Source organism: Microvirga sp. CF3016 (genome assembly GCF_036314085.1).
Classification (GTDB): Bacteria; Pseudomonadota; Alphaproteobacteria; order Rhizobiales; family Beijerinckiaceae; genus Microvirga.
In genome coordinates, this window is the sequence record NZ_JAYGGM010000005.1 from 324,681 (window position 1) to 336,231 (window position 11,551).

13 protein-coding genes are annotated in these 11,551 nt (G+C 64.6%); 7 read left to right on the forward strand and 6 right to left on the reverse strand.

Annotated elements, in window-relative coordinates; genetic code table 11:
• Nucleotides 1–2 precede the first annotated feature (2 nt).
• The gene (dprA, locus tag VB672_RS09870) at nucleotides 3–1,190 is read left to right on the forward strand and encodes a DNA-processing protein DprA (protein WP_329784011.1); all 1,188 of its coding nucleotides are present in this window, start codon (nucleotides 3–5) and stop codon (nucleotides 1,188–1,190) included.
• A gap of 8 nt (nucleotides 1,191–1,198) precedes the next feature.
• Here the strand turns inward: dprA and VB672_RS09875 are convergent, their stop codons facing one another.
• Nucleotides 1,199–1,438, reverse strand: coding sequence for a hypothetical protein (locus VB672_RS09875; protein ID WP_329784012.1), 240 nt, complete (start codon nucleotides 1,436–1,438; stop codon nucleotides 1,199–1,201).
• Between the two features lie 91 nt (nucleotides 1,439–1,529).
• Entirely contained in the window at nucleotides 1,530–2,459 is a 930-nt protein-coding gene (locus tag VB672_RS09880) for an AEC family transporter (protein ID WP_329784013.1), read from the reverse strand.
• A gap of 160 nt (nucleotides 2,460–2,619) precedes the next feature.
• Between VB672_RS09880 and arfB the strand changes: the two genes are divergently transcribed.
• Nucleotides 2,620–3,042 carry an alternative ribosome rescue aminoacyl-tRNA hydrolase ArfB gene (arfB, locus tag VB672_RS09885; protein ID WP_329784014.1) on the forward strand — a complete coding sequence of 141 codons (423 nt, stop codon included), beginning with the start codon at nucleotides 2,620–2,622 and terminating at the stop codon, nucleotides 3,040–3,042.
• Nucleotides 3,043–3,046: 4 nt separating this feature from the next.
• On the opposite strand, the gene VB672_RS09890 is transcribed toward arfB, so the two are convergent.
• From VB672_RS09890 to epmA, 3 genes are all read right to left on the reverse strand, one after another.
• The gene (locus VB672_RS09890; RefSeq protein WP_329784015.1) at nucleotides 3,047–3,412 is read right to left on the reverse strand and encodes a hypothetical protein; all 366 of its coding nucleotides are present in this window, start codon (nucleotides 3,410–3,412) and stop codon (nucleotides 3,047–3,049) included.
• A gap of 91 nt (nucleotides 3,413–3,503) precedes the next feature.
• Nucleotides 3,504–4,553, reverse strand: coding sequence for a lysine-2,3-aminomutase-like protein (locus tag VB672_RS09895; RefSeq protein ID WP_329784016.1), 1,050 nt, complete (start codon nucleotides 4,551–4,553; stop codon nucleotides 3,504–3,506).
• Nucleotides 4,550–5,614 carry an EF-P lysine aminoacylase EpmA gene (gene epmA / locus VB672_RS09900; RefSeq protein ID WP_329784017.1) on the reverse strand — a complete coding sequence of 355 codons (1,065 nt, stop codon included), beginning with the start codon at nucleotides 5,612–5,614 and terminating at the stop codon, nucleotides 4,550–4,552. Before epmA ends, VB672_RS09895 begins: the two co-directional genes overlap by 4 nt.
• An 88-nt stretch (nucleotides 5,615–5,702) precedes the next feature.
• On the opposite strand from epmA, the gene efp reads away from it, so the two are divergent.
• The 5 genes from efp to VB672_RS09925 all read left to right on the forward strand — a co-directional run bounded on the left by efp (nucleotide 5,703) and on the right by VB672_RS09925 (nucleotide 10,533).
• Nucleotides 5,703–6,323: an elongation factor P gene (gene efp, locus VB672_RS09905; protein ID WP_329784018.1), complete on the forward strand. Its 621-nt coding sequence runs from the start codon at nucleotides 5,703–5,705 to the stop codon at nucleotides 6,321–6,323.
• A gap of 123 nt (nucleotides 6,324–6,446) precedes the next feature.
• Nucleotides 6,447–7,631: an aminotransferase gene (locus tag VB672_RS09910; protein ID WP_329784019.1), complete on the forward strand. Its 1,185-nt coding sequence runs from the start codon at nucleotides 6,447–6,449 to the stop codon at nucleotides 7,629–7,631.
• A gap of 196 nt (nucleotides 7,632–7,827) precedes the next feature.
• Entirely contained in the window at nucleotides 7,828–8,862 is a 1,035-nt protein-coding gene (locus tag VB672_RS09915) for a Ppx/GppA phosphatase family protein (RefSeq protein ID WP_329784077.1), read from the forward strand.
• A complete protein-coding gene (locus VB672_RS09920; protein ID WP_329784020.1) occupies nucleotides 8,859–9,557 on the forward strand; it encodes an RlmE family RNA methyltransferase in 699 nt (232 codons plus the stop codon). The genes VB672_RS09915 and VB672_RS09920 overlap by 4 nt, the downstream gene beginning before the upstream one ends.
• Nucleotides 9,558–9,597: 40 nt before the next feature.
• The gene (locus tag VB672_RS09925) at nucleotides 9,598–10,533 is read left to right on the forward strand and encodes a Gfo/Idh/MocA family protein (protein ID WP_329784021.1); all 936 of its coding nucleotides are present in this window, start codon (nucleotides 9,598–9,600) and stop codon (nucleotides 10,531–10,533) included.
• A gap of 145 nt (nucleotides 10,534–10,678) precedes the next feature.
• On the opposite strand, the gene VB672_RS09930 is transcribed toward VB672_RS09925, so the two are convergent.
• Nucleotides 10,679–11,536: a dienelactone hydrolase family protein gene (locus tag VB672_RS09930; protein ID WP_329784022.1), complete on the reverse strand. Its 858-nt coding sequence runs from the start codon at nucleotides 11,534–11,536 to the stop codon at nucleotides 10,679–10,681.
• Between the last annotated feature and the right edge of the window lie 15 nt (nucleotides 11,537–11,551).

Below are 11,551 nucleotides of genomic sequence, written 5' to 3' on the forward strand. Positions count from 1 at the left end.
CCATGATCCTGACGGATGAGCAGCGTCTCGACTGGCTTCGCCTCATCCGTTCGGAAAACGTGGGTCCGCGCACCTTTCGGGCCCTGATCAATCAATATGGCGGAGCGGCGGCGGCGCTGGAGGCTCTGCCCGACCTCGCCCGCCGCGGCGGGCGCCTGATGCTGAAGGTCTGCAGCCGGGCCGAGGCCGAGAAGGAGATGGCCGCCGCGGCACGCCTCGGCGGCCGCTTCATCGCAATGGGCGAGCCGGACTATCCGAAGACTCTCCAAGCTATCGATACCGCGCCGCCTCTGATCGGCCTTCGTGGATCGGCGGAGGTTCTGGCCAAGCCCGCCGTCGCCCTTGTCGGATCGCGCAACGCCTCCGCGTCCGGCTTGACCTTCGCCGAGCGCCTGGCGCGCCAGCTCGGCGAAGCCGGCTATATGGTCGTATCCGGCCTAGCGCGGGGCATCGACACGAAAGCTCATAAGGCAGCCCTGGAGACCGGAACCGTCGCCGTGTTGGCCGGAGGCCACGACCGGGTTTATCCGGCCCAGAACGCACCCTTGGTCGAGGCCATCGTGGAGCAGGGCGGGGCAGTCATCTCCGAGATGCCGATGGATTGGGAGCCGCGCGGACGCGATTTCCCGCGCCGCAACAGAATCGTGTCGGGCCTCGCCTACGGTGTCGTGGTCGTCGAAGCGGCTCGCCGCTCGGGCTCTCTCATCACGGCACGCTTCGCCCTGGAGCAGGGGCGGGAAGTCTTTGCCGTTCCAGGTTCACCGCTCGATCCCCGGGCTGAAGGCACGAACGATCTGATCCGTGACGGCGCCACCCTGTGCGCCGGCGTCGAGGATGTGACGAGCGTCCTGGAGCCGCTCATCGCCTCCGGTCCCCGGCTCGATAAAAGCGCGGAGGAGCCGCTCTACACCCTCGGCTCCGAGGAACTCTGGGACGAGCTGGACCTTCCGGATATGGTCCGCGCTCCTGTGCGGCCGGTCCTGCCAGAGGCAGGAATCGACGAAGAAGCGGGTGAGGGCGAAGCTGACCTGGTTGCGTTTTTAGGTCCCTCGCCGGTTGCCATCGACGATCTGGTCCGGCAGTCGGGCCTGCCGATCCGCAATGTTCAGATGGCCTTGTTGGAGCTTGAGATTGCCGGACGTCTCGAACGCCATGGGGGCAATGCCGTGTCCCTGATCGCCGGACGGTAGGCTCTTCATCAGTCCTTTTCAGGCGCCTGAAGTAGTCTGCCGGCCTCGAGTCGAGCCATGTCCAGCAGGTAAGCCAGCAGATCGAGCTTCGCCTCCCGTGCAAGATAGGACAGCTCTGCCGAAAATTCCGAAATGTACCGGGCTGTTTCCGTGGCCGACATGCCTTCCTGACCCGAACCAGCTGCCCCGGCCGCCGGCGGATCGTCATGGGAAGGGCCTTTGAGGAATCGCTGCGGTGGCTTTGACATCGAGGCCGACACTGTCTCTATGTTTCAATTCATCTAGATAGCAACACAACCAAAAATAAAACAAGGCGATTCAACTAACTCATAGGTTGTATTATATGCCTAAAAGGGTGATCAGCAGTGGCATCGACACGAGAGCCAGAAGTGTCTGCAGCGTGAGGATCTCGGCCATCAGTCCCGCATTGCCGCCCATCTGTCGGGCAAGCACATAGGCGGCGCTGGCCGATGGTACGGAGGCTGCGATGATCGTCACGGTCAGGTCGCTGCCGTCCACGCCGACGAAGCGGGCATAGATCACGGCGATGACAGGCATCAGAACGAGCTTGAGACCTGCGGCGAGCAGGTGGGGCACGCCGGGGCGGGCAAGTCTGCGAATATCGAGGCCGGCACCGACGATCAGCAAACCCGCCGCCAGCGCCGCGCGTCCCATGATCTCGATATAGGTGGCAATCGGCCTGGGCAGCGGCGGCGCCAAAAGGTTCAGCGCAAGGCCTATCGCGCAGGACCAGATGAAAGGATTGGTCACGAACGAGCGCAGAATGTCCCAGGGGTTCTGCTTGGGCCTGCCCGCGAACCGGATGAAGACGTAGAAGGCCAGCAGGTTGAGGAGCGGGACCATGGCCGCGATGGCGACCGCGATCAGGGCGATCCCGCGCTGCCCGAACAGACTTCCCGCGACCGCAAGCCCGACGAAGGTGTTCCAGCGCGTGGCGCCCTGGAAGATGGAGGTGAAGCTCGGGCCGTCGACCCCGAGCCTGCGCTCCAGCATCGGCCGAAGGGCGAGCACCAGGACAGCCATGGTGACGATGGCGCCGATCAGCGCGCCGCCGACACCCAGGACGGGTACGGAGGAAAGGTCGGCACGGGACAGGGTGTCGATGATGAGCGCCGGAAAGAAGAGCACGTAGGTGGCCCGTTCAAGTCCAGCCCATTGCTGCTCGCTGACGAAATCCGTCGCCCGGCAGAGCCAGCCGGTGGCGATGATCAGGAAGGTCGGGATCAGGCTGGCGAGGACGGCGGACATGGAGAGCCAAGGAAGAGGCCGGACGAGGTGATCCGGGGAAGGCGAGGTGCATTAGGCGCTTATGACGGATTGCGGCCATCGACAAGCGCCGGATAAGTTCGCATTAGGAATGGGCCCACATGCTCCACTTATGTTTTTCGCGTCCGGACCGAGGCCCTTGATGATCCAGGTGACGAACTCCATTGCGCTCGACGAGGCGGAACTCGAGGAGAGCTTCATCCGCGCCTCCGGCCCGGGCGGCCAGAACGTCAACAAGGTGGAGACCGCCGTCCAGCTGCGCTTCGATGTGCGCAATTCGCCGTCTCTGCCGGATTACGTGAAGGAGAAGCTGGAGCGGATTGCCGGCAAACGCATGACGAACGACGGCGTTCTCGTGATCACGGCCCAGCGCTTCCGCAGTCAGGATCGAAACCGTGAGGACGCAGTCGCACGTTTGGTCGAGCTGATCCGTCAGTCGACCGAACGCCCTAAACCGCGCCGGCCCACGCGACCGACCCTGGCCTCCAAGAAGCGCAGGCTCGAGGCGAAAGGCCGCCGGTCCGAGATCAAGAAGGGACGTAGCGGCAAGCCGGGCTTTGATTGAGACTTCACCCCTGAAGGACGATGCCGCCGAAGCCGAAAAGGTCGGCGAAGACGGCGAACACCACTCCGGTACCGACCAGGGTCAAGCCGACCAGGAAGAACCGGATGGAGCGGTTGTAACGTTTGAGTTGGAGCGAGGAGACCAGCAGAAGATCGGCCAGGGCCTTTACCTGCAGGGCAAGACCCAGAGTGATGAAACCAACCGAGACGAGGTCCGAATGCATCCACTCGCCCGGGAGCGCCGACCAGCGGCTCAAGAACCCGAGGGAGAAGCCGACGACGACACCGATGGCCGTGATGGAGCCGTTGCGGAAGGTCGAGTCGACGCGCTGCTCCTCGGGTTCGGCCGGCTCAACCGCATCGTTCGCCATCGTCAGGCCACCTCAAGTCGGCAATCATGCAACCGAGAGCGATCTTACCGCAGTTTGCGGCCAACCAAGTGGCGAAACCGGCGCCGGCTCCTCACTCCGAGGGAGGATAGGCGTGCTCATCGCCCTTGAAGTCCGAGACCGTGTAGCCGCTGCCGGTCTCGCGGATGGCGTCAGGTCCGATAACGGCCTTGCCGTACCCACCAGGGATATCGAGGATGTAGGCCGGCTGGCACAGTCCCGAGATCCGGCCCCGCATCCCGGCGACCAGGGCACGGCCTTCCTCGATGGTCACGCGGAAGTGGCTCGTGCCGGGTGCGAGGTCCGGGTGGTGGAGGTAGTAGGGCTTAACCCTGGTCTCGACGAAGGCCCGCATGAGCGCCGCGAGGGTGTCCGGATCGTCGTTCACACCCCTGAGAAGAACAGATTGGCTGATCATGACGATGCCCGCGTCCACGAGACTGGCGCAGGCTGCGCGCGCCTCGGCCGTCAGCTCGCGCGGATGATTGGCGTGGAGGGCCACGTAAACCGTTTTTCCGCTCGCCTTCAGGGCAGTGATCAGCGCCTCGTCGATCCGCTCCGGCTCGACGACGGGCACGCGCGTGTGGAAGCGGACGATCTTCAGGTGCTTGATGGCGGCGAGCCGCTGCATGATCTCGGCGAGGCGACGGGGGGAGAGCACCAGCGGGTCGCCACCGGTGAGAATGACCTCCCAGATCTCCGGATGATCGGCGATATAGGCGAGCGCCCGGTCGAGCGAGTCCGGCGAGAGCGTGCCGAGCCCCTGCGGGCCAACCATCTCCCGGCGGAAGCAGAAGCGGCAATAGACCGGGCAGACATGAACGGCCTTGAGCAGAACCCGGTCGGGATAGCGGTGGACGATGCCTTCGACGGGGCTGTGCGCAAGATCCCCGATGGGATCGTCGCGCTCCTCGGGCGCGATCGTCAGCTCGGCCGCGTCCGGCACGAACTGACGCGCAATGGGGTCGTTCGGATCGCTGCGGTCGATCAGGGCGGCCATGGCGGGGCTGATCGAGACGGCATAACGCTCGGCCACGGCCTCGATTCCAGAGAGCTTCTCGGGTGCGACGAGACCTGTCTCAACCAGTTCGGCAGGTGTGCGGACGGTGCGGATTGCGTTCAACGGCTCGTCTCCGGCACAGGCGCCCAGAGCACCTGATCGATGCGCGAGGCGCCGGTGGCGACCATCACCAGCCGGTCGAAGCCGAGCGCGATCCCGCTCGCCTCGGGCATCTGGGCGAGTGCCGCCAGGAAATCCTCGTCCACCGGGTATCTTTCTCCGTAAACCCGCACCTTCTCCGCCATCTCGGCCTCGAACCGCCGCCGCTGTTCGGCCGCATCCGTCAACTCGCCGAAGGCATTGGCCAGTTCCACGCCGCAGGCATAGAGCTCGAACCTTTCAGCCACCCGCGGGTCGCGGGCAGCCGGGCGGGCGAGGGCCGCTTCCGCGACCGGGTACTCGTCCAGAATCGTGGCACGCCCGAGACCGAGATTGGGCTCGACCCGCTCCACGATGACGCGGCTGAATAGATCCGACCAGGTGTCGTCCCCCGCCACCCGCAGCCCCGCCGCTTTCAGGCTGGCGGCCAGATGCTCCCTGTCCGTCGCGCCGTTCCGGTCGATGGAGGCAAGAAGATCGATCCCGGCAAAGCGCTCGAAGGCTTCTGCCACGCTCAGGCGCTCCGGCTCCCGAAACGGGTCGATCTCGCGATCACGATAGGTGAGGGTGCGTGTGCCGATGGTCTCGGCCGCGAGGCCCAGGATCTCGGCGCAATCCTTCATCAGCGCCTCATAGCTTTCACCGGCCCGGTACCATTCGAGCATAGTGAATTCCGGGTGATGGAGGGGGCCGCGCTCCCGATTGCGGTAAACATGGGCGAAGCAGGCGATCCGGGACTCGCCGGCGGCGAGCAGCTTCTTGCAGGCGAATTCCGGCGAGGTGTGGAGGTAAAGCGGCGCCCGCGAGCCGTCGGGGCCGACGGCTTCCGTCGCGAAGGCGTGGAGATGCGCCTCGTTGCCCGGCGAAGTCTGCAGTGTGGCGGTATCGACCTCCACGAAGTCCCGTGAGCCGAAGAAACCTCGCAGGGCCGCTTGGATGCGGTTCCTCCCCAGGAGAAACGGCCGGCGGTCCGCATGGACATGGGGCGTCCACCAGGGAGAGGAGGAAGGTGCGGGGTGATCCATTCCAAAGGGCTCGTTAAGGTCGGACTGGCGATTTTTGCGAAGATAGGCTACTTGCGGCACCGAAAACCGTTTTCGGTGCCACTGGGGGATGGGCGACCCGCCCCTCACGACGCGCCCTTATCTGTCACAAGGAAAGCTTCCCGTGAAGGTCATCGCCTCTACGCTCCGCAAAGGCAACGTCGTCGATATGGACGGCAAGCTCTATGTGGTCCTCACCGCCCAGAACATCCATCCCGGCAAGGGCACGCCTGTCACCCAGCTCGACATGCGCCGCATTTCGGACGGCGTGAAGGTCTCCGAGCGCTACCGGACCACCGAGCAGGTCGAGCGCGCCTTCGTGGAAGACCGCGAGCACACCTTCCTCTACCAGGACGGCGAAGGCTTCCATTTCATGAACCCGGAGACCTATGACCAGGTCGTCGTCCCGGAAGACATCATCGGCGACCAGAAGCCCTATCTCCAGGAAGGCATGGCCGTGATGCTCTCGACCCATAACGGCGTGCCGATCGCCATCGAACTGCCGGCCCGCGTCACCCTCGAGATCACCGAGACCGAGCCGGTCGTGAAGGGGCAGACGGCATCCTCGTCCTACAAGCCCGCCATACTGTCCAACGGCGTGCGCACCCTGGTTCCGCCCCACATCCAGGCCGGCACCCGCGTGGTGATCATGACGGAAGACGGCTCCTACGTGGAGCGCGCGAAGGACTAAAGGTCTCCGGACGAGAGCCCGACCGTCACGGCCGGGCTGATAAAGCCTTGTAGGGCAGGCCGTTTCGGTGGAAGGCTCCCCGGAACTCCTGCCCTTTCTCGTTTGCTGCACTCGGATGATTTCATGACGAACGGTCCTGCCAAGCTCATCAACCCTCTCGTCGCCGACGTCGGCAGCCCTCCGATCCCGGAGGCCCAGAGCTGGACCAAGCGCTATGACGGATCCTTCGGGCCGCTGATCAACCTCTCGCAGGCCGTTCCGGGCAACGCTCCCCATGCCGGTCTGCTGGAGCGGATGGCCGCGGCCGCAGGCTCCGCAGCCGGCTCGCAATATGGCCCGATCAATGGCGATGCGGGCCTACGCCAAGCCTATGCGGCCGACCTCTCCCGCCTCTACGAGGGGCGGATCGAACCCGAAGACACCGCCGTCACCGCCGGCTGCAACATGGCCTTCTTCGCCGCCATGATGCTGCTCGCCCATCGCGGCGAAGCGGTGCTGCTGCCGACGCCCTGGTATTTCAATCACCAGATGACCCTCGACATGCTGGGCATCGAGCCGCGTCCGCTGCCCTGCCGGGCGGAGAACGGATTCGTGCCGCGCGTCGAGGATGCGGAGGCGATGATCGACGAGAAGGTCAGGGCGATCGTGCTCGTCACTCCCAACAACCCGACCGGGGCCGTATATCCCGGCCATGTGATCGAGAGCTTCGCTCAGCTCTGCGCCAAGCACGGCATTTATCTCGTGATCGACGAGACTTACCGGGACTTCCTGCCGCAGGAGATGAACCGCGCGCACGGCCTGTTCATTGGCGAGGAATGGCGCAACACGGTAATTCAGCTCTATTCCTTCTCGAAATCCTACGCGATCCCGGGCCACCGGACCGGAGCGATCACGGCCGATGCCGGGCTCATAGAGCAGGTGGCCAAGATCCTCGACTGCATCCAGATCTGCGCGCCGCGGACCGCTCAGGCGGCGCTGCCATGGGCTATCGAGTCCTTGCGCGACTGGCGCGAGGACAATCGGGCCGAGATCAACCGGCGTGCACAGGTTTTTCAGGACGCTCTCGCGCCCATGCCGGAATGGAAGATCGAGTCGGTCGGGGCCTATTTCGCCTATCTGCGCCACCCGTTTCCGGAGGCCAAGGCGCAGCAGGTGGCGGAGAAGCTCGCGACCGAGCGAGGCGTGCTGTGCCTGCCGGGAAGCTATTTCGGTCCTGGTCAGGAAGGGCATCTGCGCGTGGCCATCGCCAATGTGGGGGCCGATGTCCTGAAGGGGCTGACGGAGCGCTTCGTGGCCCTGCGGCTCTGACCCTCCCCGAGGAGGTAGGCTACAATCTGCGGAGCCTGCCCTTGGCAGGACGGCGGCGCGATGGTTACTCTCTTCGTCCAACAACGCACCCGCTTGGAGTGCTCGGGGATTCGTTTTGACCGTCAAAGTGGACGTTGCACCAGAACCAGGAGACCGACATGCGGATCCGTTGAGCGGATCCGCAAACGGCGCGTCCTTGGTTGCGGAACGTCCCTCGTCGGCACGCGCGGATCCTCGGCGACGATCCTCCAGGAGCTACGCGGCGCTCGATCTCGGCACGAACAATTGCCGGCTTCTCATTGCGGAGCCTGCGCATTTCGGCTTTCGCGTCGTCGATGCGTTCTCACGCATCGTGCGGCTCGGCGAAGGCCTCGGCCTCGGCAATCGCCTGAGCGACGATGCCATCTCGCGCACGCTCGATGCGCTGCGGGTCTGCCGTGAAAAGATGGCCGCCAAGGACGTGACCCGGGCGCGCCTCGTGGCCACGGAAGCCTGTCGGCTGGCCGAAAACGGCCCGTCCTTCATCGAGCGCGTGCGCGACGAGCTCGATCTCGAGCTTGAGATCGTCGACCGCAAGACGGAAGCCTATTTGGCGGTCACCGGCTGCGCATCCCTCGTCGATCCCAAGGCACAATCCGTCATCGTGTTCGATATCGGCGGCGGCTCGACCGAGATCGCCTGGCTCGACGGTCAGGCGCCCCATGCCTTTGCCGATCCGTGCAAACGCATTCGTGCCTGGGACTCGCTGCCGGTCGGCGTGGTGACGCTGGCCGAACGCCATGGCGGCATCGATGTCACGCCTGAGACCTTCGAAGGCATGGTCGAGGAGGTGTCCGAGCTTCTGCTCGATTTCGCCCTCGTGGCGGCTGCGGCGGGGCGCGCCCACAACTTTCATCTCCTCGGAACGTCGGGAACCGTCACCACGGTCGGCGGCATTCACCTTGGTCTTGCGCGCTATGACCGGCGCCGTGTGGACGGGATGTGGATGCGCAACGGCGAGATCTCGACCGTGATGCAGCGTCTGCTGCGTTCAGATTTCACGCAGCGGGCCGCGAACCCTTGCATCGGCAAGGATCGTGCCGATCTGGTTCTGGCCGGCTGCGCCATCTTGGAAGCGATCCGGCGGGCGTTCCCTTCGGAGCGCCTGCGCATCGCGGATCGCGGATTGCGCGAAGGAATTTTGATGAAGATGATGCGAGAGGATTCCGTGTGGCGAGGGGGGCAGCGGTGACTGCCAAAACCGGTTCCGGAGCCCGCAATCTCAAGCAACGCGTGAAGACGGCCCATAAGCGGACTCTTTCGTCCCAGAAATGGCTTGAGCGCCAGCTCAATGATCCCTACGTCGCCCGCGCCAAGCGCGAGGGCTATCGGTCCCGTGCGGCCTTCAAGCTGCTGGAGATTGATGAGAAATTTCACATCCTCAAGCCCGGTCAGCGGATCGTCGATCTAGGTGCTGCTCCCGGCGGCTGGTCGCAGATCGCGGCCAAGAAGGCTGGTCCCAAGGGCAAGGTCGTCGGCATCGACCTTCTGCCTATCGATCCCATGCCAGGAGTCGAGTTCATCCAGCTCGACTTCCTGGACGAGAGCGCGCCCGGCAAGCTGATCGAGATGCTCGGCGGTCCGGCCGATGTCGTCATGTCCGACATGGCGGCCAATACCACCGGCCACAAGAAGACCGACCACCTGCGCATCATCGGCTTGGCCGAAGCCGCCATCTATTTCGCGCGCGAGATCCTGGCTCCCGGCGGCGCCTTCGTGGCCAAGGTGTTTCAGGGGGGCACCGAGAACCAGCTTCTGGCCGACCTGAAGCGCGACTTCGCCGTGGTGCGCCATGTGAAGCCGGCGGCGAGCCGGGCCGACTCGGCGGAACTCTATGTCATGGCAACCGGTTTTCGGGGGCGGGCGGACGAGACGCTTCCGGCCTGACGGGTTTCGACCAGAGGCCTCTTTTGCAAGGGATAGGACGATGGCAGCGCACCAGATCGGTATCATCGGCCTCGGCAAGATCGCCCAGGATCAGCATCTGCCCGTCATCAAGGCCAATCCGGATTTCGAGCTGCTGGCGGTGGCGAGCCAGCGCGGGCTGCAGCCCGATGAGGCGAAGTACAGCTTCCAGGATTATCGGGAGCTCCTGAAAATCCCGGAGGTGGAGGCGGTGTCGATCTGCACCCCACCCCAGGTGCGCCATCAGATCGCCCGCGAGGCGCTTCTGGCGGGCAAGAGCGTGCTGCTCGAAAAGCCGCCTGCCGCAACCCTGAGCGAACTTGAGGACCTCAAGGAGCTCGCCGCGAAGGTGGGAAAGGTCGTTTTCACCACCTGGCATGCCCAGTACAACAAGGCCGTCGATGAGGCGAAGAAGGCGCTCGCCGGATGGACGATCAAGCGCCTGCTGGTGACCTGGAAGGAAGACGTGCGGCACTGGCATCCGGGCCAGCAATGGATCTGGCAGGCCGGTGGCTTCGGCGTGTTCGATCCGGGAATCAACGCGCTCTCCATCGTCACCCGGATCATGCCCGAGCCGGTCTTCATCAAGGCATCCGAGCTGGAATTCCCCGCCAACCGCGATGCGCCGATCGCCGCCCATCTGACGTTCTCCATGAGCCACGGGCAGGGTGACCTGCAGGCTGTGTTCGACTGGCGCCAGACCGGGCCGCAGACCTGGGACATCGAGGTGGAGACGGAAGCGGGACTGGGCCTCAAGCTCACCCATGGCGGAAGCTGCCTGGAAATCGGCGGCCGCCAAGTCGTGCAGGAAGAGCCCGCGGAATATCAGGGCATTTATCGCCGGTTCGACGAGCTGCTGAACGCCCGCCAGTCGGAAGTGGACGATGCCCCGTTCCGTCTCGTGGGCGACGCCTTCTTGATCGGGAAACGCGTGCAGGTCGAGGCGTTCGAGGATTGACCTGTCTACGTCATGGCCTGGCTTGTCCCCGCCATCTCGATCCTATGAAGCACGCGTGAAGCACGCGCTTCTCCGATCGGGATCACCGGCACGAGGCCGGTGATGACGTGGCGAATGGCTCGGACGACGCGCTAATGCAGGATCTTCAAGCCAAGTTCTTCTTCAGGAACCCGACCGTCCGCCTCCAGGCGAGATCCGCCGCTTCCTTGTCGTAGCGTGCCGCGTTGGTGTCGTTGTTGAAGGCGTGATTGGCGCCCTCGTAGACGTGGATCTCGTAGGTCTTGCCCGCCTGCTTCAGTGCCGCCTCGTAGGCCGGAATGCCGGCATTGATGCGCTCGTCCAGACCACCGTAGTGCATCATCATGGCCGCGTTGATCTTCGGCACGTCCTCGGCCTTCGGCTGGCCGCCATAATAGGCCACACCTGCATTAAGGTTCGGCTCGTTGACCGCGAGATTGTTCACCGCGCCGCCGCCCCAGCAGAAGCCGATGGCGCCGACCTTGCCGTTGCTGTCAGGACGGCCTTTCAGATAAGCCACCGCGGCCTTTCCGTTGGCGATCACGTCCGGCTGCTTGAGTTGGCCGATCATCTCCCGGCCCTTGTCCTCGTCGGCCGGCGTGCCGCCCATGGGCGAGAGGTAATCGAGCCCGAGGGCGATGAAGCCTTCCGTCGCCATGCGGCGGGTTACGTCCTTGATATGCGGGTTGAGGCCCCGGTTCTCATGGATGACGATGACGGTCGGCAGTTTGCCCGCGGCGTCCTTCGGCTTGACGAGATAACCCTTGAGCCCTTGGGCGCCCGGAATGTCCACGGTCTCTGTGGTGATCCGCCCGTCGTTCTCCGGCACGGTCTGGGCGTGGGCGTAGTTGTTCTGCAGGATGGGCAGAAGAGCCGTCGCGGCGGCTGTGCTGCCCGCCAGGGCGGCGAGCTTGTCGAGGAAGGAGCGGCGGCTCATGCCGCCATGGGTGAAGTCGTCGTAGAGGTCGATGATGCGCTGGTCCATGGGGTAGCCTCCCGC

Excerpts from the sequence above, each read along its gene's own strand:
- dprA (WP_329784011.1), top strand. The coding sequence starts at position 3 with ATGATCCTGACGGATGAGCAGCGTCTCGACTGGCTTCGCCTCATCCGT.
- VB672_RS09875 (WP_329784012.1), bottom strand. The coding sequence starts at position 1,438 with ATGTCAAAGCCACCGCAGCGATTCCTCAAAGGCCCTTCCCATGACGAT.
- VB672_RS09880 (WP_329784013.1), bottom strand. The coding sequence starts at position 2,459 with ATGTCCGCCGTCCTCGCCAGCCTGATCCCGACCTTCCTGATCATCGCC.
- arfB (WP_329784014.1), top strand. The coding sequence starts at position 2,620 with ATGATCCAGGTGACGAACTCCATTGCGCTCGACGAGGCGGAACTCGAG.
- VB672_RS09890 (WP_329784015.1), bottom strand. The coding sequence starts at position 3,412 with ATGGCGAACGATGCGGTTGAGCCGGCCGAACCCGAGGAGCAGCGCGTC.
- epmA (WP_329784017.1), bottom strand. The coding sequence starts at position 5,614 with ATGGATCACCCCGCACCTTCCTCCTCTCCCTGGTGGACGCCCCATGTC.
- efp (WP_329784018.1), top strand. The coding sequence starts at position 5,703 with ATGGGCGACCCGCCCCTCACGACGCGCCCTTATCTGTCACAAGGAAAG.
- VB672_RS09910 (WP_329784019.1), top strand. The coding sequence starts at position 6,447 with ATGACGAACGGTCCTGCCAAGCTCATCAACCCTCTCGTCGCCGACGTC.
- VB672_RS09925 (WP_329784021.1), top strand. The coding sequence starts at position 9,598 with ATGGCAGCGCACCAGATCGGTATCATCGGCCTCGGCAAGATCGCCCAG.
- VB672_RS09930 (WP_329784022.1), bottom strand. The coding sequence starts at position 11,536 with ATGGACCAGCGCATCATCGACCTCTACGACGACTTCACCCATGGCGGC.